At 72.9% G+C, this 25,673-nt stretch carries 19 protein-coding genes; 13 read left to right on the top strand and 6 right to left on the bottom strand.

Annotated elements, in window-relative coordinates; genetic code table 11:
- The 5 genes from IE244_RS17985 to IE244_RS17965 all read left to right on the top strand — a co-directional run bounded on the left by IE244_RS17985 (position 1) and on the right by IE244_RS17965 (position 8,242).
- A complete protein-coding gene (locus IE244_RS17985; RefSeq protein ID WP_191874531.1) occupies positions 1–1,647 on the top strand; it encodes an APC family permease in 1,647 nt (548 codons plus the stop codon).
- Between the two features lie 101 nt (positions 1,648–1,748).
- On the top strand, positions 1,749–2,468 hold the full coding sequence (locus tag IE244_RS17980; RefSeq protein WP_191874530.1) for a response regulator transcription factor: 720 nt from the start codon (positions 1,749–1,751) through the stop codon (positions 2,466–2,468).
- The gene (locus IE244_RS17975; RefSeq protein WP_229854178.1) at positions 2,465–3,868 is read left to right on the top strand and encodes a sensor histidine kinase; all 1,404 of its coding nucleotides are present in this window, start codon (positions 2,465–2,467) and stop codon (positions 3,866–3,868) included. Before IE244_RS17980 ends, IE244_RS17975 begins: the two co-directional genes overlap by 4 nt.
- A 233-nt stretch (positions 3,869–4,101) precedes the next feature.
- Positions 4,102–6,984: a lectin gene (locus IE244_RS17970; RefSeq protein WP_191874529.1), complete on the top strand. Its 2,883-nt coding sequence runs from the start codon at positions 4,102–4,104 to the stop codon at positions 6,982–6,984.
- 127 nt (positions 6,985–7,111) lie between these two features.
- Positions 7,112–8,242 (top strand): PP2C family protein-serine/threonine phosphatase, encoded by a 1,131-nt coding sequence (locus tag IE244_RS17965; RefSeq protein ID WP_191874706.1) that lies wholly within the window; start codon positions 7,112–7,114, stop codon positions 8,240–8,242.
- Positions 8,243–8,254: 12 nt separating this feature from the next.
- Here the strand turns inward: IE244_RS17965 and IE244_RS17960 are convergent, their stop codons facing one another.
- Together IE244_RS17960 and IE244_RS17955 are read right to left on the bottom strand one after the other, a co-directional pair.
- On the bottom strand, positions 8,255–9,049 hold the full coding sequence (locus IE244_RS17960) for a maleylpyruvate isomerase family mycothiol-dependent enzyme (protein WP_191874528.1): 795 nt from the start codon (positions 9,047–9,049) through the stop codon (positions 8,255–8,257).
- A gap of 87 nt (positions 9,050–9,136) precedes the next feature.
- Positions 9,137–11,596: a SpoIIE family protein phosphatase gene (locus tag IE244_RS17955; protein ID WP_191874527.1), complete on the bottom strand. Its 2,460-nt coding sequence runs from the start codon at positions 11,594–11,596 to the stop codon at positions 9,137–9,139.
- Between the two features lie 160 nt (positions 11,597–11,756).
- Between IE244_RS17955 and IE244_RS17950 the strand changes: the two genes are divergently transcribed.
- Positions 11,757–13,859 (top strand): SpoIIE family protein phosphatase, encoded by a 2,103-nt coding sequence (locus IE244_RS17950; protein ID WP_191874526.1) that lies wholly within the window; start codon positions 11,757–11,759, stop codon positions 13,857–13,859.
- Positions 13,860–13,953: 94 nt separating this feature from the next.
- On the top strand, positions 13,954–15,870 hold the full coding sequence (locus tag IE244_RS17945; RefSeq protein WP_191874525.1) for a glycoside hydrolase family 5 protein: 1,917 nt from the start codon (positions 13,954–13,956) through the stop codon (positions 15,868–15,870).
- On the opposite strand, the gene IE244_RS17940 is transcribed toward IE244_RS17945, so the two are convergent.
- A complete protein-coding gene (locus IE244_RS17940) occupies positions 15,847–16,458 on the bottom strand; it encodes a TetR/AcrR family transcriptional regulator (protein ID WP_191874524.1) in 612 nt (203 codons plus the stop codon). The genes IE244_RS17945 and IE244_RS17940 overlap by 24 nt on opposite strands.
- Positions 16,459–16,554: 96 nt before the next feature.
- Here IE244_RS17940 and IE244_RS17935 point away from each other — a divergent pair, with 96 nt between their 5' ends.
- Positions 16,555–17,346 (top strand): SDR family NAD(P)-dependent oxidoreductase, encoded by a 792-nt coding sequence (locus IE244_RS17935; RefSeq protein ID WP_191874523.1) that lies wholly within the window; start codon positions 16,555–16,557, stop codon positions 17,344–17,346.
- Positions 17,347–17,772: 426 nt separating this feature from the next.
- Positions 17,773–18,540, top strand: a complete 768-nt coding sequence (locus IE244_RS17930; protein ID WP_191874522.1) for a GNAT family N-acetyltransferase — start codon at positions 17,773–17,775, stop codon at positions 18,538–18,540.
- Between the two features lie 47 nt (positions 18,541–18,587).
- Here the strand turns inward: IE244_RS17930 and IE244_RS17925 are convergent, their stop codons facing one another.
- Entirely contained in the window at positions 18,588–19,436 is an 849-nt protein-coding gene (locus tag IE244_RS17925) for an alpha/beta fold hydrolase (protein WP_191874521.1), read from the bottom strand.
- Between the two features lie 134 nt (positions 19,437–19,570).
- Between IE244_RS17925 and IE244_RS17920 the strand changes: the two genes are divergently transcribed.
- Positions 19,571–20,170, top strand: a complete 600-nt coding sequence (locus IE244_RS17920) for a TetR/AcrR family transcriptional regulator (protein WP_191874520.1) — start codon at positions 19,571–19,573, stop codon at positions 20,168–20,170.
- A gap of 48 nt (positions 20,171–20,218) precedes the next feature.
- On the opposite strand, the gene IE244_RS17915 is transcribed toward IE244_RS17920, so the two are convergent.
- Positions 20,219–20,845, bottom strand: coding sequence for a DinB family protein (locus tag IE244_RS17915; protein ID WP_191874519.1), 627 nt, complete (start codon positions 20,843–20,845; stop codon positions 20,219–20,221).
- Positions 20,846–21,190: 345 nt separating this feature from the next.
- Positions 21,191–21,901 carry a GPR1/FUN34/YaaH family transporter gene (locus IE244_RS17910; RefSeq protein ID WP_191874518.1) on the bottom strand — a complete coding sequence of 237 codons (711 nt, stop codon included), beginning with the start codon at positions 21,899–21,901 and terminating at the stop codon, positions 21,191–21,193.
- 259 nt (positions 21,902–22,160) lie between these two features.
- Between IE244_RS17910 and IE244_RS17905 the strand changes: the two genes are divergently transcribed.
- From IE244_RS17905 to efeB, 3 genes are all read left to right on the top strand, one after another.
- A complete protein-coding gene (locus tag IE244_RS17905) occupies positions 22,161–22,934 on the top strand; it encodes a polysaccharide deacetylase family protein (RefSeq protein WP_191874517.1) in 774 nt (257 codons plus the stop codon).
- A 157-nt stretch (positions 22,935–23,091) separates the two neighbouring features.
- The gene (locus IE244_RS17900) at positions 23,092–24,300 is read left to right on the top strand and encodes an EfeM/EfeO family lipoprotein (RefSeq protein ID WP_191874516.1); all 1,209 of its coding nucleotides are present in this window, start codon (positions 23,092–23,094) and stop codon (positions 24,298–24,300) included.
- Positions 24,297–25,544: an iron uptake transporter deferrochelatase/peroxidase subunit gene (gene efeB / locus IE244_RS17895; RefSeq protein ID WP_191874515.1), complete on the top strand. Its 1,248-nt coding sequence runs from the start codon at positions 24,297–24,299 to the stop codon at positions 25,542–25,544. The genes IE244_RS17900 and efeB overlap by 4 nt, the downstream gene beginning before the upstream one ends.
- Positions 25,545–25,673: the final 129 nt, after the last annotated feature.

Below are 25,673 nucleotides of genomic sequence, written 5' to 3'. Positions count from 1 at the left end.
ATGGCCGTGTCAGACACTGCACCCGGTCCGAAGACCCACAAACCCGGTCTCCGGCGTGAGATCGGCTTCGTCGGTCTCATCTGGGCCTCGGAAGGCTCGATCATCGGTTCCGGGTGGCTCTTCGGCGCACAGGGCGCCCTGGCGGCCGCCGGTCCGGCCGCGATCATCTCCTGGGCCATCGGCGGCCTGGCGATCCTGATCCTGGCGCTGGTACACGCGGAACTCGGCGGCATGTACCCGGTCTCGGGCGGCACCGCCCGCTTCCCGCACTACGCCTTCGGCGGCGCCGCGGGCGCGTCGTTCGGCTGGTTCTCCTGGCTGCAGGCGGCCACCGTGGCACCCATCGAGGTGCTCGCGATGATCACCTACGGCCAGCACTACTCCTGGGCGAGCGGCTGGGAGAAGGTGGAGGGCGGCGAGCACGTGCTGACCCCGCCCGGCATCGCCGTCGCCGTCGGTCTGATGGCGGTCATCACGGCCATCAACTTCCTCAGCATCCGGCTGCTGGCCCGCACCAACAGCGCGGCGACCTGGTGGAAGGTCGGCATTCCGCTGCTGACGATCTTCGTGTTCGCCATCGCCCAGTTCCACACCGGCAACTTCACCGCGGCCGACGGCTTCAACCCGTACGGGGCCAAGGGCATCCTGTCCGCCGTCTCCACCAGCGGCATCATCTTCGCGCTGCTGGGCTTCGAACAGGCCGACCAGCTGGCCGGCGAGAGCGCCAACCCCAAGCGGGACATCCCGCGCGCGGTGATCGGGTCGATCATCCTCGGCATCGTGATCTACATCCTCCTGCAGGTCACCTTCCTCGCCGCGCTGCCCGCCTCCCAGATCGGCAGCCACTGGGCCAACTCCGCGTTCACCGCGCTCAGCGGACCGTTCGCGCAGGTCGCCACGCTCATCAGTCTGGGCTGGCTGGCAACGGTCCTCTATCTCGACGCCGTGGTCTCCCCCGCCGGCACCGGCCTCATCTACATCACCGGTTCCTCGCGGGTCTCCTACGGCCTCAGCCGCAACGGTTACGTGCCCACCGCCTTCGAGACCACCAACCGGCGCGGTGTTCCCTGGGTCGGCCTGATCACCGCCTTCGTGATCGGCTGCGTCTGCTTCCTGCCGTTCCCCAGCTGGCGTTCCCTCGTCGGCCTGATCACCAGTGCCAGTGTGCTGATGTACGCCGGTGCCCCGCTCTCCTTCGGGGTGTTCCGCAACCGGCTGCCCGAGGCCCACCGCCCCTACCGGCTGCCCGGCGGCGGCTGGCTGTCGCCGCTGGCCTTCATCGTCGCCAACCTGCTGATCCTGTGGTCGGGTTGGACCACCGACTGGAAGCTCGGCGTCGCCATCCTGCTCGGCTACGTCATCCTGATCGCCAACCGGGTGTTCAAGATGAACCCCATCACCCCCCAGCTCGACCTGCGGGCCGCGCAGTGGCTGCCGGTCTACCTGGTGGGCATGGGGCTCATCGTCTACCTCAGCGACTTCGGTCCGCTCAAGCATCCCTGGTTCCCGCTGTGGTGGGACATCGGCGTCGTGTCCGTGTTCAGTCTCCTCGTCTACTACTGGGCCATGGCGGTCGCCCTGCCCAGCGAACAGATCCAGCGGCTGATCGACCAGGTCGTCGTTCCGGAGGAGGAAGAGATCCACTGACGTCCCGCCAGAGGGCGCGGCGGCTCGGGGGAGGCGGCGCGCGCCCGGCGGCGGCCTGTTCTAAGAGGCTCTTAAGAGCGCCTTTTGGCAGGCTGGACCCCATGAACGACGCAGCTCAGGATGTGTCCCCCGCCGGTGCCTCGCGCGTGCTGGTCGTGGACGACGACCCCGAGGTACGCGCCGCCCTGGAGGACGGCCTCGCCCTGGAGGGCTTCACCGTCCAGGGGGCGGCGGACGGACACGCGGCCCTGGCGGCCGTGGCGCACTGGGAGCCGGACGCACTGGTGCTGGACGTGATGATGCCGGTGGTGGACGGGCTCGCGGTGTGCCGGCAGCTGCGGGCCCTCGGCGACCGTACGCCGATCCTGGTGCTGACCGCGCTCGACGCGGTCAGCGACCGCGTCGACGGACTGGACGCGGGAGCGGACGACTACCTGGTCAAGCCGTTCGCGCTGGACGAGCTGGCGGCCCGGCTGCGGGCCCTGCTGCGCCGCGCCGGCCCGGCCGCGCCGGCCCCGTCCGCACAGCTGCGCTTCGCCGACCTGGTCGTGGACCCGCAGAGCCGCACAGGGCAGCGCGGCGGGCGGCGGCTGGAGTTCACCCGCACCGAGTGGAGCCTGCTGGACCTGCTGCTGCGCCACCCCGGGCAGGTGCTGGAGCGGGAGACGATCATGCGCTGGGTGTGGGGCCGGGACCTCGGGCCCGACTCCAATTCCCTCGCCGTCTACATCGGCTACCTGCGCCGGAAACTGGAGGCCGACGGCGCTTCGCGGCTGGTGCACACCGTGCACGGCGTCGGCTACCGGCTGGACGAGCGGTGACGCGGCTCCGCCGGCACCGGCGCCCTCCGCTGCGCCGCCGGCTCGCCCTGACCGCGTCGGCCGCGGTGGCCGGCGTCGCGCTGGCGGTGTGCGCGGGCGCGTACGCCGTCACCGTCTACACCCTGCACCGGCAGTTCGACCTGCAGCTGACGCAGGCGGCCACGCTGGCGCTGCAGCAGCACCGTCAGGAGGGGCCCGGGGTGCAGGCGGGCGAGTGCCGGTACCTGGCCGCGCCCGCCTGTGCCCAACTGGTCCCCGCGTCTTCCGCCGCCGACCCCCGCCGGGCCTATCTGCTGCCCGTCACCGGCGCGGTGCGCGAGGTCGCCGCCCGCCGTCGGGCCCCGTACTTCAGCACGGCCTCGGTGGACGGTCATCCGGTGCGGGTGCTGACCACGCCGGCCCGCCGAGGGCTGGCCATGCAGGTCGCGCTCCGCTCGGACGGGGTGCGGCACGCCGAGCGGCAGGCCGCCGGACTGCTCGCCGTGATCGGCGGGGCGGGGGTGCCGGTCGCGGCGCTGCTGGGCTACTGGGTGTCCCGGTCGGGTCTGGCTCCGGTCACCCGGCTGACGTCGACCGCGGAGCGGATCACCGCCACGCGTGACGCGGGACTCCGTATCGAGCTGCCGCCCGAGGCACGAGGCAGCGAGGACGAGATCAGCCGGCTCGCCGTCTCCTTCAACACCATGCTCGACGCCCTGGAGGAGTCGCTCGCCGCGCAGCGGCGCCTGGTCGCCGACGCCTCGCACGAACTGCGGACGCCGCTGACGGCGTTGCGCGCCAACGCGGAGATCCTGCTGCGGGCCGATCAGCTGACCGCCCGCCAGCGGGAGCGGGCGACCGGCGCCCTCGCCCGCCAGCTGCGGGAGGTGACCACGCTGGTCAACGACCTGATCGACCTGGCCCGCGACGAAGAGCCCGAGCAGGCCCTGGAGTTGGTGCGGCCGACGGCACTGCTGGAGCACGCGGTGGCGGCCGCCCGCGATCACTGGCCCCACGTCCCCTTCACCCTCGACACCGGCCCCTTGGCGGCGTCCGCCCTGACCGCCGCGGTGCCGAGCCGGCTGACGCGGCTGTTCTCCAACCTGCTGGACAACGCGGCGAAGTTCTCCCCGCCGGGCGGCCCCGTCGAGGTGGCGGCGCACCGGCCGGCGGACGGCGAAGGGCTGGAGATCACCGTCCGCGACCACGGTCCCGGCATCGACTCGGCCGACCTTCCTCATGTGTTCGACCGCTTCTACCGGGCCCGCTCCGCCCGTGCCCTTCCCGGCTCGGGCCTCGGCCTGGCCATGGCCCGGCAGATCGCCCACACCCACCACGCCGAACTCACCGCCCACCAGGCCCCGGGAGGCGGCGCCCTGTTCCGGCTGCGACTGCCGACGGACACGGGCCTGGCCCCCTGAGCGGTCGGCTCGGCCGCGACCTCCGGGCGGCCGAGCCGCTGTGGGAGCACCGTGCGGCCGTGAGACACGACGCTCCGGCCTTGTGGGATGTGTTCAGCCGCGCCAAACGGCCCGTCCCTCACGGCATGTGACGTCACGTCAGGCGAACGGCTGGTTCTGTACCGCGCGTGCTTGACAGCAGGGGCCAAAGGGGCCAGTTTTCGGGACAACGTTGTCGAAGGGACATGGTCACGATGGTGCCGTTCCGCCTCCTGTCCGTGCTCGCCGCCGGCGCCCTGGTCGTGGGTGCCGCCTACGCCCCCGCCCAGGCCGATCCCGTCCGGCCGGCCCCGGTGTCCGATCCGGCCCTGCTCGTGGACCCCTTCATCGGGACCACGCACGCCGCCGACGACTTCCCGGGGGCCGACACCCCGTTCGGGATGGTCCAGTGGAGCCCCGACACCAGCCCCCACCGCCCGGACGGAGGCGGCTACGAGTACGGCGACTCCGCCATCACCGGCTTCGGCCTGACCCATATCGCCGGACCGGGCTGCCGGGCCGCCGGAGACATCCCGGTACTGCCGACCGTCGGCGCGGTGGACACCGCCGCCACGGTCGGCTTCTCGCACGCGAACGAGTCCGCCGGCCCCGGCTCGTACACGGTGTCCCTGGACAACGGCGTCACGACGGAACTGACCGCCACCACCCGCAGCGGGATGGCCCGTTTCACCTTCCCGTCCAGCACCCAGGCGAACCTCCTGTTCAAACTGACGGGCAGCGAGAACGGCGACACCGCCGCGCAGTTCGACGTGGTCGGCGACAAGGAAGTGCGCGGGAAGGTCAGCAGCGGGAACTTCTGCGGCGAGGGCAACTCCTACACCGTCTACTACGACATGGTCTTCGACCAGCCGTTCCGCCACAGCGGTACCGCGCTGGCCGCCGCCACACCCACCACGCCGGAAACCGTCGCCCCGCCCAGCGCCCCCGAGGCACCGAACAAGCCGGTGCTGCACGGTTCCGTCCCCCGCACGCCCCACGCCTTCGCTCCCCCGGCGAGCGGCTCCGACGGCTATGTCACCTTCGACACCACCACCCGCCGGGCCGTTCAGGCCAAGGTCGGCATCTCCTACGTGTCGGCGGCCGACGCGGCGGGGAACCGGCAGGCGGAGAACCCCGGCTGGGACCTGGCGAAGGTCCGTGGCGCGGCACACGACGCCTGGAAGTCCCTCCTCGGCCGGGTGCGGATCGCCGGAGGTACGCCCGCTCAGCAGAGCGTCTTCTACACGGCGCTCTACCACGCGCTGCTGCACCCGAACGTGATCAGCGACACCAACCGCCGCTATCCCGGCTTCGACGGCAGGACCCACACCGTCGACCAGGGCCACGGTGCCGCCTACGCCAACTACTCGGGCTGGGATGTCTACCGCTCCCAGGCCCAGCTGGAGGCCCTCGTCGCGCCGCAGGTCGCCTCGGACACCGCCCAGTCGATGGTCGACGACTACCGCCAGACCGGCCTGTTCCCCAAGTGGTCGGAGAACAACGGCGAGACACACGTCATGGTGGGCGATCCGGCGGACGAGACCCTCGCCGACTACTACGCCTTCGGAGCCCGCAACTTCGACACCGCCACCGCGCTCAAGGGCATGATCGCGGACGCCACCGTCCCCAACGACAACCGGCCCGGGCTCGCTTACCTGGAGCAGCTGGGCTGGCTGCCGAGCAACGGCAGGTACGGCTGCTGCAACTTCTACGGCGCGGCCGCCACCACGCTCGAGTACGACTCGGCGGACTTCGCCGTCTCGGCCCTCGCCGGCGCCCTCGGTCACACCGCCGATCAGCGACGGTTCGCGGACCGGGCGCAGGGCTGGCAGAACCTGTTCCACCACGGCAGCGGATTCGTCCAGCCGCGCGACGCCTCGGGGTCGTGGACCGCGGGCTTCTCACCGACCTCGGGGAAGAACTTCGTCGAGGGCGACTCCTGGCAGTACACGCCGATGGTGCCGTTCGACCTGCACGGGCTGGCGACCGCCATGGGCGGTGACGCGGCCATGGCCACGTACCTGGACACGGACCTGTCCTCGCTGACCGGCGCCGGCGGATACACCGACCTGGGCAACGAGCCCAGCCTCAACATCCCCTGGGAGTACGACTACATCGGCCGCCCGTACCAGACGCAGAAGGTCGTCCGGCAGGTCCAGGACCAGATCTGGACCGCCGGCCCGTCCGGACTGGCGGGCAACGACGACCTGGGCGAGATGAGCTCGTGGTACGTGTGGTCCGCCCTCGGCATGTATCCCGAGACCCCCGGCACCGCCGACCTGGCCCTGGGCAGCCCGCTGTTCACCCAGGCGCTGATCACCCTCCCGTCCGGGCACGTCCTCACGATCGACGGCAGGGGCGCGGCGGACGACGCCCCGTACGTCCAGTCGGCCACATGGAACGGCACGGCCTGGAACGCGGCACACGCGCCCGACGGCGCCCTGACCGACGGCGGCACCCTCGGCTACGTCCTGGGCACCTCCCCCGACACGTCCTGGGCCTCGGACCCGTCCGCCGCCCCGCGTTCCTATCCGGGCGCGCCCGCCTACAGCGACGTGGGGACGTCCGGCGACACCGCCGCGGCCTCGGCGAACTTCGACGGCGCGGGCTACAGCTACTCCGCGCACGCCCTGGCCGGGGCGGGCGTCACGCCCGGCGCGAAGGTCACCGTCAACGGCGTGCCGTTCACCTGGCCCGACGTGGCGCCCGGCGCACCGGACAACTACGAGGCGAACGGACAGACGGTACGGACATCGGGCTCGGGCAGCATCTCCTTCCTGGGTGCCGCCAACAACGGTCCGGCGACCGGCACGGCGACCGTCACCTACACGGACGGCACGACCCAGTCGGTCCCGGTGGGCCTGTCCGACTGGACGCTGAGCGCGGGCACCGCCCCACCGCGCGCCGACAACACCGTCGCGGTCACCCTGCCGTACCGCAACCACGCGGGCACCGCGTCCGACAGCACCCGGACGTATGTGTTCGCGACGACGCCCGTGGCACTGAGTCCGGGCAAGACGGTCAGCAGCGTGCGCCTGCCGTCCGATGTCGCCGCCGGGGGTCTGCACGTCTTCGCGGTCGGCTTCGGCACCGGCTGACCCGGCGGCGGTGCGCCGACGCCGGAACATGCCGTTGAGTGGAGCAATACCGGGGTACGGGGGCACCGGCCATCAGGCTGGTCGGGTGACGTACGAACGGACCGGCCGGGAGCCGGAGGACGGTTCGATGCCCCGGCCCCGGCTGCCGGCGCCTCCGGCGTGGCTGCGCTGGCTTCCGCTCCTGTACGTCGCCGCCGTGCTGCTGCTGGAGCCCGCCACGCCCGTGGACTGGCCGGTGAGCTTCGTGCTGATCGCCGTACCCCTGGTGACGGCGTTCGCGCACGGTCCCGGGGTCGTCGCCGCGGCCACGATGTTCGCCCTGGTCCTAGAGGGGGTGCTGGCCGGTACCCCGTGCTGTGCGGGCCGGTCCGTCGGCTATCTGTGGGACCGTCACTACGTGGCGTCCTATGTCTGTACGGCCCTCGTGGGCGCCCTCGGCACGATCCTGGCCGCCCACCGGATCCGGCGCGAACGCACCCTCGCCGACGTGCGGTTCGTGGCCGAGATCGCCCAGCGGGTCCTGCTGCGGCCCGTGCCGCACCGGATCGGCCACCTCCGTCTGGAGAGCCTGTACCTCTCGGCGGCGGCGGAGGCCCGCATCGGCGGCGACCTGTACGAGGCCGTGCCCACCCGTTTCGGGGTCCGCCTGGTCATCGGCGACGTCCGCGGCAAGGGGCTGCTCGCGGTCGAGACCGCCGCCGCGCTGCTCGGGGCGTTCCGCGAGGCGGCCTACGACGAACCGGAACTGCCGGCCCTGGCCGACCGGGTGGACACGAGCATGAGCCGCCGGGCGACACAGCTCGGCGGGAGCGAGACGAGCGAACGGTTCGTGACCGCGGTCTTCGTCGAGATCCCCGCCGACGGCCGGCTCGTCCGCCTCGTCAACTGCGGTCACCCGCCGCCGATCTCGCTCAGGGCCGACGAGGTGCGGGAACTGGAGAGCGGGCGGCCGGCACCGCCCCTGAACCTCGGCATGCTGGTCGATGACCCGTTCCGCCTGGAGGTGTATCCCTTCGGGCCCGGCGATCAGCTGCTCCTGTACACCGACGGCGTCACGGAGACGCGGGACGCGGCCGGCAGCTTCTATCCGCTGCTCCAGCGCCTGCGCTCCTGGGGTCCGCTCCCGCCGAAGGAGCTGCTCGAACGGCTCCACGACGACCTGCTGGACTACAGCCACAACGGTCTGCAGGACGACACCGCGGCCCTCGCGGTCTGCCTGCATCCCGAGCAGCCGCCGGTCGGGGCATCGGCCCGGTGAGGACGGCCCGGGTCAGAAGGCCGTGTGGGCGAACCAGGTGTCCAGGACCGTGGTCCGTCCCGAGACCTCGAAGGCGGAGTCCTGGTACGACCGCCGTCCGTAGAGAAGGAGCAGCAGGTCCCCGGCCTGACCGCGCACCGCCGCCGTGACCGGCTCGGCCTCACCGGCCTCCCGCTGCACCAGGCGGAAGCCGTCCGGGTCCAGCCGTACCCGCCACTCCTCGCCGAGGTCCGTGCACCGGAACGCGAGGGTCTCGCCGTCGCCGCGCAGCTTGGTCACGCCGGGAGCGAAGAGACCGGCGTGGGGCAGGTTGACGAGGAACTCGTCCACGCCGTCCGCCGCGAGCACCGGGTCGAGGTCCGGCTCCACGCCGACGGCACGCTCCGCGTCCACCCGGTGCACCAGGGTCTCGAAGAGCATCCGGCGGGCCCAGAACCGCGCGTGCCGGTCCTCGCCCCAGACCCACATCGGCGCCCCGGGATCGGTGTCCCGCAGGACCGCCGCCACACCGGGCACCCCGTCCGCCACCCAGTCGGGATAGTCCCGCGGGTTCTCCGGCAGCCCCAGCTCGACGTCGCGGCTGCGGGGAGGCTCCTGCACCAGCCGGGTCAGCAGCGTGCAGAACCAGCGCTGCAGGGAACCCACGTGCCGGGTGAGGTCGGCCAGCGTCCAGTCGGGGCAGGAGGGTACGGCGACGGCCGGGTCGGCGCCCCTGACCACCTCGGCGAAGCGCAGGGTCTCGCGGGCGACGGCCTCGCGGTAGGTGTCGTACGGCAGAGGATGCTCCGCCTTGCTGGTGGTTGCCATCGGCTGCCGCCGTCCTGTTCTGTTCTCGGCAGGGGTTCGGTCACCGACAGTCTGGATGCTGGAGTCCACTCGAAGGCAAATCCGGGCTCAGGGAATCTCCTGTTCGGCCCAGATGACCTTTCCGTCGCCGCTGTACCGGGCGCCCCAGCGCTGGGTGAGCTGGGCCACCAGGAAGAGCCCCCGGCCGCCTTCGTCCGTGATCCGGGCGTGTCTGAGCCGGGGGGCGGTACTGCTGGCGTCGGCGACCTCGCAGGTGAGACGCGCGTCGCGGAGGAGCCGTAGCCGGAGGGGCGGTGTGGCGTAGCGGATGGCGTTGGTGACGAGTTCGCTCACCACGAGTTCCGTCGTGATGGCCAGTTCGCCCAGGCCCCAGGCCTCGACCTGGCGGGTGGCCTGGGCGCGCAGGATGCCGACGGAGGCCGGGTCGGGGGGGATGTCCCAGGAGGCGACCCGGTCGGCTCCGAGGGCGTGGGTGCGGGTCAGGAGGAGGGCGATGTCGTCGGGCTGGGGCACGGTCAGGAGCTGCCGCACGGCGGACGTGCACAGCGCGTCGAGGTCCTTCCCGCTGTGGGCGAGCACCTCGCCGAGCCGGGCCATGCCGCGCTCCACGTCGCGGTCGCGGCCTTCGATCAGACCGTTGGTGTAGAGGCCGAAGAGGGTGTTCTCGGCCAGTTCGATCTCGCTGGCCTCGAAGGCCATGCCGCCCAGCCCGAGCGGGGGCCCGGCGGGGATCTCGGCGAAGCGGACGTGCCCGTCGGGGGTCACGACGACGGGCGGCGGGTGTCCGGCCCGGGCCATCGTGCACCGTCTGCTGACCGGGTCGTAGACGGCGTAGAGGCAGGTCGCGCCGATGAAGGTGCTCCGGGCGGCGGTGCCGGCGGCGGTCTCCTCGTCGCTCAGCAGGAGCACGAGGTCGTCGAGATGGGCGAGCAGTTCGTCGGGGGGCATCTCCATGGCGGCGAGGGTCTGCACCGCCGTGCGCAGCCGGCCCATGCTCGCCGCCGCGGTGATGCCGTGGCCCACCACGTCGCCGACGACGAGTCCCACGCGTGCGCCGGACAGCGGGATCACGTCGAACCAGTCGCCGCCGACACCGCCCGAGGGGTCCGCCGGGAGATAGAAGGAGGCCACCTCCAGCGCGGTACCGCCCGTCACGGCGGGGGGCAGCAGGCTGCGCTGCAGGGTGAGCGCCGCCGTGTGCTCCCTGGTGTAGCGGCGGGCGTTGTCGACGCACACCGCCGCTCGGGCCACCAGCTCCCGGGCCAGCAGGACGTCGTCGGTGGCGAAGGAGACGGGGTTGAGGGACCGGGCGAACGTGGTGAGGCCGAGGACGGTGTTCCGGGCCCGCATGGGCACGGCGATGAGCGAGTGCAGGCCGAACTCGCGGATGCGTTGCGTGCGCACGGGCTCCCGGGTGAGCCACAGCTCGTCGGAGGGGTCGAGGACCGGGATGAGCAGCGGCTCGCCCTCCGTGAGCAGGCTGCCGTCGTGGGGCGGCGGGAGGAAGTCGACCCGGTCGCCGACCCGTGCGACGGCCTCGGGGCAGCCGTCGCGCACCGACCGCAGCGCGGCGCGGCGCATCGCCGGCCGGGCGGGCGCGGGTCCGGCGTCGGTCAGCCAGGTTCCGTGGCCCTCGGTGCTGAGTACGGCTTCCAGCAGGTCGACGACGACGAAGTCGGCGAAGCGCGGGACGGCGAAGTCGGCGAGTTCCTGGGCGGTGCGCAGCACGTCGAGTGTCGTGCCGATGCTGGTGCCGGCTTCGTTGACCATGGTCAGCAGCTGGCGGGCGGTCCATCGCTCGGTGACGTCCTGGACCATGTAGCAGACGCCGGTGGCGGTGCCGGCGGCGTCCACCAGGGGGAAGAACGAGGTCGAGTAGGCGTGCTGGCGGTGCGGGTCGGCCCAGCTCCAGCCCACGTACTCGTAGTCGGTCACCGGCAGGCCCGTCGCGAGCACCTTGCGCATGAGGCTCTCCAGGGACTCCGCCTGCAGGCCGGGCAGCAGCTCGCTGAGCCGGCGCCCGAGCCGCTCGTCCCGGGGGACCCCGCCGAACCGCTCCAGGGTGTCGTTCAGCCAGACGTACCGGAGCTCGGTGTCCATGACCGCCATGCCGACCGGTGAGCGGGTCAGGAACCCGTCCAGGACCGACTGGCCCATGGTCCAGCGCTGCCGCTCGTCACGGGCGGACACCAGGAAGCACTCGGTGTCGCCCATGGGGAACGACGCCGAGACCCGCAACCGGATGCCGAGGCGACGGCCGTCGCGGTGCCGTACGGCGATCTCGCCGCTCCAGCCGTTGCCCCCGCGGCAGCGCTCCACGACGCCGGCGAGCCGTACGGGGTCCTCGGGCATGGCCAGCAGGCCCGCGGCACGGGCGCCCACGACGTCCGGGGCCGCGTAGCCGAGGAGTGCTGCGGCGCCGCGGGTCCAGCCGACCACCACGCCGTGTTCCGAGATCACCGCGGCCGCGTCGGTGGACGCGTCGAAGAGATCACCCGGTTCCCCGGGTGCGGCCGCCGCGGAGAAGCCCTTGCGCGCAGGTTCCATCAGTTACACCCGTACACCACTATGAGTCAGTTCGGCGGTGGATGTGCAGGGCCGGACGGTCCACGCCCCCGCCCTGCGGTTGGGCCGAGGCCCGGGCCGGAGGGACCATGGGGGTACCGGTCGTCAGCGCCTGCGCGTGCCCGGCCGGTGGAGGTGAGGCATGGCGGTGGACTCCTTCGAAACCGGCCACGAGGAGCAGCGCACCGGGCTGCCCCGGCCGACCGGGCTGCTCGACGTGCTGAGCGTGGCGGCGGTGGCCCTGGACACCCGGGGCCGGATCGTCTTCTGGACCCCGCAGGCCGAGGAACTGTTCGGTTACTCCGCGGAGGAGGCCCTCGGCAAGCACGCCGCGCGCCTGCTCATCCATCCGGACCATCTGCAGGCCGTGGTGAGTCTGTTCACGGAGGTGCTGGAGACCGGCCGGGGCTGGGCCGGGGCGTTTCCGGTCCGGCACAAGGACGGCGGCAGCCGGCTGACGGAGTTCCGGGCCATGCGCCTGCTGGACGACCTCGGGGACGTGTACGCCCTCGGCATCGCGGCCGACCACACCCTGCTCCAGCGCGTCGAGACGGATCTGGCGCTGTGCGAGCAGCTGATCAACCAGTCCCCGATCGGTCTGGCCCTCCTCGACCCGGACCTGAAGTATCTGCTGGTCAATCCGGCGCTGGAGCGCATCGACGGCATTCCCGCCGAGGACCACATCGGCCGCCATCTGCGGGAGACCCTGCCCTTCCCGGACGTCGCCACCGTCGAGTCCGCGCTGCGTCAGGTGCTCACCACCGGTACGCCGCTGCTGGACCAGTACCACGTCGGCCGCCCCTCGGCCGATCCCGGCCGCGAGCACGCCTGGTCGCTGTCCTTCTACCGGCTGGAGGATGCCGGCGGGCGGGTCCTGGGCGCGGCCGCGTCGGTCGTCGACGTCACCGAGCGGCACCGCGCGGCGGCCGAGGCCGACCGGGCGCGGCGGCGCCTGGCGCTCATCGCGGACGCCTCCGCGCGGGTCGGCACCGCGCTGGACGTGGAGCAGACGGCCCGTGAACTGGCCGAGATCGCCGCGCCCGCGCTGGCCGACGTGGTCGCCGTGGACGTCCTCGACTCCGCGCTGTCCTGCGGTCGTATGCGCAGACGGGGCAACGGCCCGGAGATCTTCCGGGCGCTGGCCCTGAAAGCGGCCCATCCCACGGTCGCGCTGCGCGCCGCCGACCCGCCGGGCGACCTCGCCGCGTACGAGGGCGACCGGCTGGTCACCCTGTGCGTCCACACCGCGCGGCCGGTCCTGGTGCGCCATGTGGGGCCGCGGGACCTGCCGCGCATCGCCCGGGACGCGGCGGCCGGTGAGCTGCTGGCGCGGGCCGGCGTCCACTCGTATCTCGCCGTGCCGCTGGTCGCCCACGGCGAGGTGCTCGGCGCCCTGGACCTCAAGCGGACCCGCAATCCGGCGCCCTTCGACGAGGACGACGTCGTCCTGGCCGCCGAGCTCGCCGGCCGGGCCGCCGTCGCCATCGACAACGCCCGCTGGTTCCAGAGCGTCCGCAACACCGCCCTCACCCTGCAGCGCAGTCTGCTGCCCGAGCACTCGGCGCACCACACGGGCCTGGAGCTCGCCTCCCGCTACCAGCCCGCGCAGGCCACCAGCGAGGTCGGCGGCGACTGGTACGACGTCATCCCGCTGGCCGACGACAAGACCGCCCTGGTGGTGGGCGACGTGATGGGCAACGGCATCGACGCGGCCGCCACCATGGGCCGGCTGCGTACCGCCACCTGCGCCTACGCCGATCTCGACCTCGACCCGGGCGCGGTCCTCCAGCACCTGGACAAGATCACCTGCGATCTGGAGCACTACATCGTCACGTGCCTGTACGCGGCGTACGACCCCGGCACGGGGCGGTGCAGCATCGCCAATGCCGGACACATGCCGCCCGCGCTCGCGCGGCCCGGCGACGCGCCGAGGCTCCTGGAGCTGCCGGCCGGGGCGCCCCTCGGTGTCGGCGGCGTACGGTTCGAGACGACGACCGTCGCGCTGCGCCCCGGCGATGTGCTGGTCCTCTACACCGACGGGCTCGTGGAGACCCGGCAGCACTCCATCGACGACCGGCTGAACGCCCTGCTGGCCCTCCTCGACGAGCCGCGCAGACCGCTGGAGGAGACCTGCGACGTGCTGCTGTACGGGCTGCGCCACCCCGACGACCACGACGACGTGGCCCTGCTCGTCGCCCGGACCCTGCAGGCCGGGCCTCTTCCACCTGTTCCGCCTCTTCCCTGAACCGTGTCTCCTGGTGGACACTCCGCCCACCAGGCCGACGTCGTCCCCCTGGTAGCCCCACTCCCCCGGCCCCCTACAGTCAAGGGCTCCCCAGATGCCGATCGCCCCTGCCGTCCTGCGTCTGACCGCCGCGGTCGCGGGCTTCCTGCTCGCCGCCACCTCTCCCGCGGTGTCCGCCGCGCCGACGTCCCGTGCGGTGGCGGAGGCTGACGCCACGGCACCGGCCTCCTGGTCCGCTCCCCTGTCGACCCGGGGCCGCTTCGTCGTGGACAGCCAGGGGCACCGCTTCCGGCTCAGGGGCGCCAACTGGGACGGGGCACAGGGCTCATGGATGGGCAGCGGTGACATCACCGATCCCGCCAACCACCACGCAGGACAGGACTCCCATGGCGTCCCGCTCGGCCTGGACCGCGTGCCGCTGCCCCAACTGATGGACGACTTCCACCAGTTGGGCATCAACACCGTTCGGCTGCCGTTCTCGAACGAGATGATCCACAGCACCGCCCCGGTCCCCGACAGCGCCGTCGCCGCCAATCCCGGGCTGCGCGGCAGGACACCGCTGGGGGTCTACGACGCCGTGGTCGACGCGCTCAGCGCGAGCGGGTTCGCCGTGATTCTGAACAACCACACGAACACCTCACGCTGGTGCTGCGGCGTCGACGGCAACGAGCGCTGGAACAGCTCGCAGACGACACGGCAGTGGGCCGACGACTGGGTCTTCATGGCCCGCCGCTACGCCGGCGTGCCCCGCGTGGTGGGCGCGGACCTGTACAACGAGGTGCGGCGCGATGTGCTGGACGACCCCAACTGGGGCTGGGGCGACGACCACGACTGGTACGCCGCGGCCCAGCTCGCCGCAGACCGCATTCTCACGGAGGCCGACCCGCGTCTGCTCATCGTCGTCGAGGGCGTCAACTGGACCGGCGTCCCCGCGGACGGACTCCCCCACGGCCGGCCCGTGCTCACGCCCGCCCGCACCCTTTCCCACACCCTCGTCGACGCCCACAAACTGGTGTACTCCGCGCACTTCTACGGCTACACCGGCCCGCACCACAGCGGCGCGACCGGCGTCGGCGAGACGCACGACGCCCGTTACCAGGACCTGTCACGGGACGATCTGTACGCGGCACTCCAGGACGAGGCGTTCTTCGCCGAGGAGACGGGCCGGCACTACACCGCCCCCGTCTGGGTCAGCGAGTTCGGCATCGGCGCGGGCGAGACCGGCCCGGCCGCCCGGGCCTGGTTCGGCCGTGTCACCGACTACTTCGCCGACCACGACACCGACTTCGCGTTCTGGCCGCTGGTCGGTTTCACCGGCCACGACGACTGGGCGCTGCTGCGGTACGACGCGGCGGGGCACCGCTCCGGCGTCCTGGACGCGGGCGACTGGCGCGCCGCGGCGTGGCAGCACCTCATGACCGCGCCGAGCCGGACCGGTCCGGTGGCGGCCGTTCCCGTGTGGCGGATGCTCTCCGTGGACCACGGCGACGCGGTGGAGTCGCTGCGGGTGCGGGCCACGGGCGACTGGGATCCGGGGGCGTACAAGGCCACGTGCCCGGACGGGCTGCGGCTGATCGGCCTCGGCCACACCCGCGGCCGCGGTCTGTGCACCGACGGTACGACCGGTGCTCCGGGCGATCTGCGGGCGGCAGCCGCCGGGCAGACGGTCGTCACCGACGAGCGGTACGTCCCGTCCGGCGGCGACTGGGCGTCGGGGTACACCAAGCTGCAGTGCCCCGAGGGCGGTTTCCTCATCGGGTACAGCGTCCGCGGGCAGCGGCTGTCGGCGGCGCTGTGCGTGCCCGCGGAGCACCCGCTCGCGGGAGCGGGGCGCACGGTGTGGTTCGACCGGTCCGACAACCGTCCCGCCGACGCCTCCGGCGGCGATTTCGCGTACGGCGACTACAAGGGCCAGTGCGCCGACGGCGAGTACGCCGCCGGCATCGCCTTCACCACCCGGGTGGGCAGCCGCCCGGGGCCCGGCGCGCTACTGTGCCGCCGGCTCTCCTGAGGCATGCGTGACCGGCCGGTCGACGCCCCCGCGCACGAGCAGCAGCAGGGCGTCGACCAGGTCCTCGGCGGGGCTGCCCGTGGCCAGTCGGCGCAGCTGCAGGCCCATCACGAGGGCGACCGTCGTGGCGGCGAGGCGTTCGGCGTCCGGGACGCCGAGCGCGCTGAGGATCCGGGCGGCGAGCAGGTCGTAGGCCCGGAACGCCTCGGCCGCCGCCTCCCGCAGGCGCTCGTCGCGTCCGGCCTGGAGATACAGCTCGAAGGGTGCGAGGTGGGCGCTGTCCAGGGCGGAACCGCAGGCGACCTGACCGGCCAGCAACGCCGCGTCCTCCACGTCCAGGCCCTCGGTCTGGCACTGCTCGGCAAGCTCCGTGAAGTGCCGCGCCTCCTCGCGCACGAAGTGCAGCAGGCTCTCCCGCAGCAACTCGTGCTGGGTCTCGAAGTGGTAGGTGACCGAGCCGAGGGACACGCCCGCTTCCCTGGCGATCCGCCGGTTGGTGACCGCCGCCACTCCGTCCTCGCCGATGATCTGCAGGACGGCGGTGATGATGCGCTGGCGCGTCGGCGCGGAGTGGGCGGCGTGTGGCATGGCGTGCATTCTTCCACCCCCGGTCCCCCGCCCTGCTGGACAGGGCCGCCTGGACTCCCTATTGTTCGTTCGAACGAACAGGACTGGAGGGTAGTCGTGCGCATTGCCGGGTCGACCGTTCTGCTCACCGGCGTCACCGGCGGCATCGGGGGCGCGCTGGCCGCCGAGTTGTCCGCTCGCGGCGCCCGCCTCGTGCTCACCGGGCGACGGCCCGAGGCACTGGAGCCGCTCGCCCAGCGCTACGGCGCCCGGACGATCCCGGCCGATCTGGCCGACCCCGACGATGTGCGGAGGCTGGCCGAGGAGGCCGCCGGCACGGACATCCTGATCGCCAACGCGGCTCTGCCCTCCAGCGGCGACGTCCTCGACTACACACCGGAGCAGATCGACCGCGCCCTCGCGGTGAACCTGCGCGCTCCCGCGGTGCTCGCCCGGTTGCTGGCCCCGGGGATGGTGGCCGCCGGACGCGGTCACATCTGCTTCGTCGGGTCGCTGTCCGGCATGGCGGCCACCAGGTCCTCGTCCCTGTACAACGCGACGAAGTTCGGGCTGCGCGGCTTCTCGCTGGCCTTCCGCCAGGATCTGCACGGCACGGGCGTCGGCGTCTCGATCGTCCAGCCGGGTTTCGTCCGCGAGCTGGGCATGTTCGCGAAGACGGGCTCGTCGACGCCCGGCGGCGTCCGTACCGTCTCCCCGGAGCAGGTCTGCAGGGGCGTGACGCGGGCGATCGAACGCGATGTCGCCGAGGTCAACGTGGCGCCGCCCGAGCTGCGGTTCCTCACCAAGGTCGCGTCGCAGTTCCCGGGGTTCGCGGAGCGGGTGCAGCGGCTGGCGGGGGCCGAGCCGACCATCAAGGCGATCGTGGCCGCGCAGCGAGCGAGCCGCTGACGGTCAGCGGTGCCCGCCGGGCGGTGGGCGCCGAGCACGAACACCTCGAGGTCCGGCCGGGGCCGGCGGCTGTCGGCCGGCGCGGGCTCGAAGGCGGTACAGCACCGAGGACTTCGTCTTGCCCGTTGATATTCCCCGTTGTTCTTCCCCCTCGGGCTGTGGCAAGATCCATCTCGTTCGAAAGCGCATCCGACCACACGTCATGAAGGACTGAAGTCCATGGTTCCGGCGTCCCGCAGCGGCCGCCGTCGATACTGAGCCGTCTGCCCCGAGGCAGCGTTCTCCGGTATCCCCGCGTTCCCCTCACGGCGGCCCGACGACGCGGTGTCCAGCACACCGCCCACCTCCTCGCAGAGGTCGTCCCCCATGCCCGGCCACTCGCGGCCCTCAGCGGTCCGTGGCCACCTTCACCGTGAGGTCTTCACCATGCGCACCGATGTCCAGCGCTTTGCCGTCGCCCACCTGCTGCGCCGCCCGGCGGCGCGTGCGGTCGGCGGTTTCGTCGTGGGATTCGATCCCTCGACGACCAGCCCGTACGTCAACTACGCCACACCTCTTCCCGGCGCCGAGCCCACCGGCCGGGACGTCGCCGACCTGATCGGCGCGTTCCGCGAGCGCGGGCTCCGGCCCCGCCTGGAGTTCGCCCCGGACGCCGCGCCCGCCGTCGAACCCGCGCTGCGCCGGGCCGGTTTCGCCACGGAGGCGGTGCACGAGTACCTGGTCTGCACGCCGGAAACGCTGGCCGTGCCCCGCGCCGGAGCCGGCCCGGCGGGCCCGGTCCAGGTGGAGGCACCGGCCACGGAGGCCGACTACACCGCGCTCGACATCGCGCTGTCCGAGGCCTTCGGCGGCGAGTGGGAGCCCTCCCCGGAAGGCGCGGCCCGGTTGCGGCGCACCGAGGAGGGCGGCGGAGCCGTCCGGTTCGTGCGCACGCCCGACGGCGGCTGCGCCGGCGGTGCCCTCTGCTCGGCGCCCGCCGAGGACACCGCGGAACTGGCGGGCGTGGGCACCCTTCCCGCGTACCGGGGCCGCGGCATCGCCGCCGCGGTCACCTCGGCCCTGGCCGGGACCCTGTTCGGCCGCGGAGCGCGGTCGGTGTGGCTGGAGTACTCCGGCGAAGGCTCTCGCCGCGTGTACGAGAGGGTCGGCTTCCGGCCCGGCGGCACACGGCTGTACGTCTCCCTCGAAGGGTGAAATCCCGGGCCGGCGGGGACGGGGCCCGTCCCCGCCGTCGCGCCGCGTCATCCCTCTCCGGGCAGCGGGTGGTCCTCGACGAAACGGCGGATCTCCTCCGTGAGGGCGGCCGGGTTGTCCAGCTGGACCAGGGTGCGGGCGTCGGGGATCTCCGTATAGCGGGCGTTCGGCAGCAGGCCGGCCAGGCGGCGGCCCGTCTCGGGCGGCATCATGCGGTCCTCGGCACCCCAGGCGACCAGTGCCGGGCGGGTGAACCGCGGGAGGTTCCGGGCCGCTTCCCGGTAGCAGTCCTTCCGGGTCGCACGGCAGAACTTGGCCAGGTCCCGGCGGATGTGACGGTTCGTCAGCACGGGTCGGTACCAGCGTGCGACGAGCTCGTCCGGCAGCCGCTTCTTCGCCATTCCGCCGAGCGAGGTCTGCATGCGGGTCAGGAACGGGAAGCGGAAGGACTGCAGGAGGAGGAAGAGACCGCCGGGGAACCTGCTGGCCGCGTACAGGATCCGCCCCTGGATGCCGGGCGGGTAGTTGTCCAGTGCCTCGCAGGAGGTCAGGACGAGCCGGGCGATGCGCTCGTCGCGTACGCCGACGAGGAGCTGGGCCGTGCCGGTGTCGTTCTGGACGAGGGTGACGTCCCGCAGGTCCAGGCGGTCCATGAACTCCGCCAGCAGACGGGCGACGCCGTGCGCGGACAGGTCCGCGTCCGGCCGCATCGGACGCCGGTGGCTGCCGAGCGGCAGGACGGGCACGAGGACGCGGAAGTCGGGGCGCAAGGCGGACACGACCTCGGCCCAGACCGACTCGTCGAAGCCGAGGCCGTGGGCGAGGAGCACGGCGGGACCGTCGCCCCCGGTGTCCTCGTACTCGATGGTTCCCGCGCTCAGCTCGATCTCCGGCATGCCCGCGCCTCCGCCCCGCTCGGCCGCTGATGTGTCGGCACCACTTGACATCACTCTTGATAGATCGTTCTAGTGACAGAATAGGCACCGGCCGCACCAGGGCAACAGCGTCTGCATTCCGGAGGGGCCATCCCATGAGCGACGGCAAGGCCATCAGCACCCATGAGACCCGGCAGCGGATCGTGAAGGCCGGCACGGAGCTGTTCCGGCGCTCGGGCTACACCGGTACCGGGATGAAGCAGATCGCCGAGGCCGCCGGTGCGCCCTTCGGCTCGATCTACCACTTCTTCCCCGGTGGGAAGGCCCAGCTGGGCGAGGAGGTGATCCGCACCTCCGGCGCCGTCTACCTGGGGCTCGTCACCGCGCTGACGGCGCCGTACGAGGACCGGGTCGCGGCCACCGCCGACGCCTTCGCCGCCGCGGCCGGCACGCTCGCCGAGCTGGACTTCGCCGACCCGTGTCCCATCGCCACGGTCGCGATGGAGGTCGCGAGCACCAACGAGGCGCTGCGGCAGGCCACTTCGGAGGTGTTCGACAGCTGGATCGAGTACCTGGCCGCGTACTACGCCCAGGGCGGCGTTCCCGAGTCCGCCGCGCGGGAGACGGCCGGCTCGGTCATCGCCCTGCTGGAGGGCGCCTTCATGCTGGGCCGGGCCGCGCGCAGCACCGAACCGGTGCGGGCCGCGGGCACGGCGGCCGCGGCGATCGTACGAGCGGCGCTGGCCGGGCAGTGAGCCGGCTCCGCCGCAGGGCCTGGCCGCCCGCCGGTACGGCCGCGGCCGTCAGGGGTGCCGGGCCGCCCGGTACAGGTCGCGGAGCAGGGCGATCTCGGCTCCGTGGTGCAGCACTTCCTGGTTGACCCACCACACGATGTCGAGGAAGGGTTCCTCACCGTCGCTGCCGTAGGGGTAGGCGCAGTACCCCACCGTGTCCAGAGCCGCCTCCTCCGCGCCCAGCAGGGCCTGCCGCCAGGCGGCGGCGCCGGTCTCGAAGGCCGCGATCGCGCCGGCGGCGTCCCCGTCGACGGGATGGCCCTCCCTGGTCGCCGAGCGGCTGCCGGCGGTGTGGTCGGCACGCAGCGCCAGCATCTGGGAGAGGTGACTCAGGCGCCATGCGAGGGTCGTGACGGGCGGTGGCCAGGGGTGCGGGAAGGGCGCGGCGTCCCGTCCCCAGGGGCCGGCTCCGGCCAGGAAGGCCGCCCGCGGTCCCGGCCCGTCCGCGCGTCGTCCGACCGTCCAGCGGCCGGGGACCGGTTCCCAGAAGTACTCGTCGTCGGTCAAGGGCTCGACCCTGGCGTCCGCGCCGTCACCGCTGTCCATGACGGGCCCGGCCAGACGGCGCACCAGGCGTTCACCGGCGAAGTCGAACTGGGCCGGCAGCGGCACGAGTCGGGGCGGTGCTGCAGTCATCGAACGCTCCTGCGGAGCCCCTTCGGACTGTCGCGTGATCAGCACGATACGCGGGCCGTGGTACGCACCGCCATACGCGCGTGGGGTGGGTCGGGCAGCCGGGGCAGAGCTCGCCGTGGAACACCTGGTGGGCGTACCGGCCGCGGTGAGCGGCGGCGACGGGGCGCGCTCGGTTCGCCGCGCAGCGCCGCCTGAACTCCGCATGAGGGAGCCGGTACCTGTCTCCCGCAGATCCCGCCCGCCGCTTCCGGGACTGCCGGGCTCGCGGTCGGAAAGCCGTGTCCGATCAGTCGGTCCCGGTCCGCGCCGCGGGAGCACGGCCGCCTCGCCGGGGGTTGCCGCAGGTCACAGTTGCCGTCGTACGCCGGCCTCCCGTTCTGCCCGCTCCAGCTGGTGGCCGAGGTCGCCCTGCAGGGACGTGCGGGCGCGGCCCCGGCGGCCCAGCGGGAGGACGGTGCGCTGGGCGGAGTCCTCCAGCAGCAGGGCGAAGCCGGCGTAGAGGGCGAAGACCGCCAGGGCCACGCCGGTCCAGCCGGCCGCGGTGCGCAGGACGGCGGCGCCGCCCGCCTCGTACACGCCGGTCAGTGCGAAACGGCACGCTCCGATCAGGAGCAGCACGGAGAACAGGGGCTTGCCGAGGACCGCGGCGGCGCCGAGGACGAGCATCAGCGGGGCGAGGCTCAGCAGGAACACCGCCAGCGCGGGGCTGGGCCGTCCCGTCGGACCGGACAGGGTGACCAGTGCGGTGCCCGCCCAGGCGCAGCCGAGCACGGACAGACCGCAGGCCGCGCCGCTGTCACGGGCGAGGAAGGCGAACACTCCGGAGAGCAGTTGCAGGGGCACGACGAACACCAGGACCAGCAGCATCAGCGGCCGGCTCTGCGCCAGGGGCACCCACTGCAACTGCGCGGCGGTGAGCAGGATGCTTCCGGTGCCGAAGGCGAAGAAGCCCAGGGGCAGGCTGCTGGCCAGCGGCCTGAGCACGATCCTCGTCAGGGCCTCGGGCCGCGGTGGCCCGGTGGCCGTGTCGTTCGTCCGCGCTGCTGGTGGCGGCATCCGGATCACCCCGTCCCTCGGGCCTGAGCCGTACTCCTGCGGTACTGCGTCGGTCGTATGACACGGGGGACCCCGATGTGCGCGCTGTCCCCCGTCCCAGCGCCCCCGGCCACGGAACGGAGCGTTCTGTCGCGGAAGCGCCCCGGAATTGTCCGTGATTTGTAACAGCCGGATCCCGTGCTCAACCCCGCCCGTCCTGACAGGTGCACAGGGACCAGGTGCACAACAACACAGGGACACGGCAGGAACGGGGCGGGGCATGGCGCGGCATGGCGGGCGGGGATGGCACGGCCGGATGATCGCGGCGGCGATCGGGGTCACGGCGGTCGCGGCCGTCACATCGGTGTGGACCGCGCAGGCCGGACAGCCGGCCGGCGGTGCGCCGCGGGCGGGCGTCTCGTCCGGGCACACCGCACCCAAGGCGGCGACCGTGTCCGCCGGCATCGCCCATGCCTCGGACGGGGGCGCGCACGCGGTCAACATCACCATCGACGACGGCCCGGACCCGGCCTGGACCCCGCAGGTGCTGCAACTGCTGCGCGCCAACGGCGTGAAGGCCACGTTCTGCATGGTCGGCCCGCAGGCCCAGGCGCATCCGGAGCTGGTGCGGCAGGTGGTGGCGGCCGGGCACCGGCTGTGCGACCACACGGTGTCGCACGACACGACGATGGACAAGAAGTCCGAGGCCTACCAGTCGCAGCAGATCCTGGGTGCCGAGCGGCAGATCACCCAGGCGTCCGGTGGTGTACGGCCGATGTACTACCGGGCTCCGGGCGGCGCCTTCACCCCGTACAGCCGGCATCTGGCGGCCTCGCACGGCATGCGGCCGCTGGGCTGGAACGTCGACTCCAAGGACTTCGAGCGGCCGGGTACCGACGCCATCGTCGCCACGGTCAAGCGTGAGCTGCCGAACGGGCCGACGATCCTCTTCCACGACGCGGGCGGCGACCGCTCCCAGACCGTGGCCGCGCTGCGCGTCCTGCTGCCGTGGCTGAAGCAGCAGGGCTACTCCTTCGGCTTCCCGGTGCGCTGAACCGGCCTGCCGCGAGGCACGGGTCCACGGCCGCGCAGGGCCACGCGCCGGTGAACCCCGGGAGAAATCTTGGTCATCGAAGGGCTGGGACGGGTGTTCGGATCCGGAGGGATGTCTACGATGATCCCTCTGCGTACGACGTCCGGAAAGGCTCGCCATGCCGTTGCCCCGCCTCGGCACGCGGTCCGTCCGGCTCCGGACGGCCCCCGCCGTGTTCGTGGTCCTCGCCGCGGCGCTCGCGGCCACGCTGCTCACGTTCTCACTGGGTGGGCCACGGCACGAACCGTCCGGCGCCGCCCCGTCGGGGCACATCGCCATCGACGTGTCGCAGAGCCGCTGCGGCCGCGGCTGGACCCGCCCCGAGCCCGGTCTGCGGACCTTCGACCTGCACAACTCCTCCGACGGCGCCGCCGAGGTCTACCTGGAGGACCCGGGCAGCCAGGCGGTGTACGGCGAGGTGGAGGGCGTCGGGCCCGGTACCACACGTGAGTTGACCGTCCGGCTGGGCAAGGGGACGTACGCCTTCAAGTGCGTGCCGGACGACGCCGACGCCGTCACCGGGCCCACCGTGCGCATCACCGGCGGGCGGCGCGGCCCGGGCGCCGCGCCGGTGACGCAGCACGACCTGATCCCGCCCGCCCTCGCCTACCAGAAGTGGGTCGGCGGCGGCCTCGCCGACGTCGTCCGGCTGACCACGAGGCTCCGGGACGCGATCGACCGGGGCGACCTCGCCGGTGCCCGCTCGGCGTGGCTGCCGGCGCATCTGCGGTACGAGCGGCTGGGGGCGGCGTACGACGCCTTCGGGGACGCGGACTCGGAGATCAACGGCACCGACGCCGGCCTGCCCGGCGGGGTGCACGACGCACACTTCGCCGGGTTCCACCGCGTCGAGTACGGCCTGTGGCACGGTGAGTCGGCGGACGGGCTGCGCACACCGGCGGCGGCGCTGGTGAAGGCGTTGACCGGGCTGCGGGACGGCTGGTCGCAGACCCGGATGGACCCCGCCCAGCTGGGTCTGCGCGCGCACGAGATCCTGGAGAACACCGTGCAGTTCGAGCTGACCGGCCGCACCGACTACGGCAGCGGCAGCAACCTCGCCACCGCCCGCGCCAATCTCGACGGCACCCGCGCGGTGCTGTCCCGGCTGCGCCCGCTGCTCGCCACCCGGTACGCCGGTCTGCCGGAGCTGGAGAGGGAACTGGACCGCGCCCGGCACACCCTCGACGGCTTCCGGCACGGCGACCGCTGGACCCCGCTCGGCGGCCTGGGCCGCGCCCGGCGGGAACAGGTCGACGCGGACCTCGGCGACCTGGTGGAGCGGCTGGCGTCGGTGGCCACCCTGTGCGACCCGCGGAGGACCGTGTGAACGCCCGTCCCAGCGACCGTGACAGCAGCGCCGGACGGCCCGACGGCCTGGGCCGGCGCCGTTTCCTGCGCGGCGCGGCCCTCGCCGGCGCCGGCCTGGCCACGGGCGCGGCCGCCCCGGACGGCACGCCCGGCGCCGGCCCCGCCCTCGCCGCCTTCCACGGCGTCCACCAGGCCTCGGCCATCGCGGCCCCGCGACGGACCTGTGTGTTCGCCTCCCTCGACGTGACCGCCGCGAGCCGCGCCGAACTCACCGACGTGCTGCGCACGCTGACCGACCGGGCCCGCTTCCTCACCTCGGGCGGAGCGCCCTCCCCGGCCGGCATCACCGGTCCGCCCGCCGACTCCGGCGTGCTCGGCGACCGGCTGCCCTCGGGTCAACTGGCCGTCACCGTCGGCGTCGGCGCCTCGCTCTTCGACGACCGGTTCGGGCTGGCCGCGCTGAGACCCCGGCGGCTGACCGCCATGCCCGCCTTCCCCGACGACGACCTCCGCGCCGACTGGTGCCACGGCGACCTCAGCCTCCAACTGCACGCCGACGAGCCGGACACCGTCCTGCACGCGCTGCGCGACATCGCCCGGCACACCCGGGGCGCCCTGCAGGTCCGCTGGCGGCTGGACGGCTTCTCCAGCCCGCCCCGCCCCTCCGGCACCCCGCGGAACCTGATGGGCTTCAAGGACGGCACCGCCAACCCGGACGCCTCGAACGCCCACGAGATGGACCGTCTGGTGTGGGTGGGCAAGGGCATGGACGAGCCGGACTGGGCGGTCGGCGGCAGTTACCAGGTCGTGCGGCTGATCCGGATGCTGGTGGAGTTCTGGGACCGGGTCTCGCTCAGCGAGCAGGAGCGGATGTTCGGCCGCGCCCGTGTCTCCGGCGCGCCGCTGGACGGCGACCACGAGCACGACACGCCGAAGTACGCCGACGACCCCAAGGGTGACGTCATCCCGCTGGACGCGCACATCCGCCTCGCCAACCCGCGCACGCCGGCCACCGCCGGCCAGCGTCTGCTGCGCCGCGCCTACAACTACGACCGGGGCATGGACACCAACGGCAACCTCGACATGGGCCTGCTGTTCTGCTGCTACCAGCAGGACCTGAAGCGGCAGTTCGAGACCGTGCAGCACCGGCTGGCGGGCGAGCCGCTGACGGACTACATCAGCCCGTTCGGCGGCGGCTACTTCTTCGCGCTGCCCGGGGTGCGGGACGCCTCCGACTGGTACGGGCGCGCCCTGTTCACCTGATCCTGTCCGGACAAGTGAGGGACCAAAAGAGTCAACACATCGTCAAAATTGGTCCCAGCATCCCTGACCCGGTGTTCACCCACGCGTCATCATGGCTCCGCCGGCGCGCCCGGCAACGGGCGCAGCATG

The organism is Streptomyces filipinensis (assembly GCF_014649495.1).
In the GTDB taxonomy this organism is placed as follows: Bacteria; Actinomycetota; Actinomycetes; order Streptomycetales; family Streptomycetaceae; genus Streptomyces; species Streptomyces filipinensis.
This window is presented reverse-complemented; position numbering and strand designations above follow the sequence as displayed.

Bases quoted from the DNA above. Each gene is read 5' to 3' on its own strand.
- IE244_RS17985 (WP_191874531.1), top strand. From the start codon at position 1: ATGGCCGTGTCAGACACTGCACCCGGTCCGAAGACCCACAAACCCGGT.
- IE244_RS17980 (WP_191874530.1), top strand. From the start codon at position 1,749: ATGAACGACGCAGCTCAGGATGTGTCCCCCGCCGGTGCCTCGCGCGTG.
- IE244_RS17970 (WP_191874529.1), top strand. From the start codon at position 4,102: ATGGTGCCGTTCCGCCTCCTGTCCGTGCTCGCCGCCGGCGCCCTGGTC.
- IE244_RS17965 (WP_191874706.1), top strand. From the start codon at position 7,112: ATGCCCCGGCCCCGGCTGCCGGCGCCTCCGGCGTGGCTGCGCTGGCTT.
- IE244_RS17960 (WP_191874528.1), bottom strand. From the start codon at position 9,049: ATGGCAACCACCAGCAAGGCGGAGCATCCTCTGCCGTACGACACCTAC.
- IE244_RS17955 (WP_191874527.1), bottom strand. From the start codon at position 11,596: ATGGAACCTGCGCGCAAGGGCTTCTCCGCGGCGGCCGCACCCGGGGAA.
- IE244_RS17950 (WP_191874526.1), top strand. From the start codon at position 11,757: ATGGCGGTGGACTCCTTCGAAACCGGCCACGAGGAGCAGCGCACCGGG.
- IE244_RS17945 (WP_191874525.1), top strand. From the start codon at position 13,954: ATGCCGATCGCCCCTGCCGTCCTGCGTCTGACCGCCGCGGTCGCGGGC.
- IE244_RS17940 (WP_191874524.1), bottom strand. From the start codon at position 16,458: ATGCCACACGCCGCCCACTCCGCGCCGACGCGCCAGCGCATCATCACC.
- IE244_RS17930 (WP_191874522.1), top strand. From the start codon at position 17,773: ATGCGCACCGATGTCCAGCGCTTTGCCGTCGCCCACCTGCTGCGCCGC.
- IE244_RS17925 (WP_191874521.1), bottom strand. From the start codon at position 19,436: ATGCCGGAGATCGAGCTGAGCGCGGGAACCATCGAGTACGAGGACACC.
- IE244_RS17920 (WP_191874520.1), top strand. From the start codon at position 19,571: ATGAGCGACGGCAAGGCCATCAGCACCCATGAGACCCGGCAGCGGATC.
- IE244_RS17915 (WP_191874519.1), bottom strand. From the start codon at position 20,845: ATGACTGCAGCACCGCCCCGACTCGTGCCGCTGCCGGCCCAGTTCGAC.
- IE244_RS17910 (WP_191874518.1), bottom strand. From the start codon at position 21,901: ATGCCGCCACCAGCAGCGCGGACGAACGACACGGCCACCGGGCCACCG.
- IE244_RS17905 (WP_191874517.1), top strand. From the start codon at position 22,161: ATGGCGCGGCATGGCGGGCGGGGATGGCACGGCCGGATGATCGCGGCG.
- IE244_RS17900 (WP_191874516.1), top strand. From the start codon at position 23,092: ATGCCGTTGCCCCGCCTCGGCACGCGGTCCGTCCGGCTCCGGACGGCC.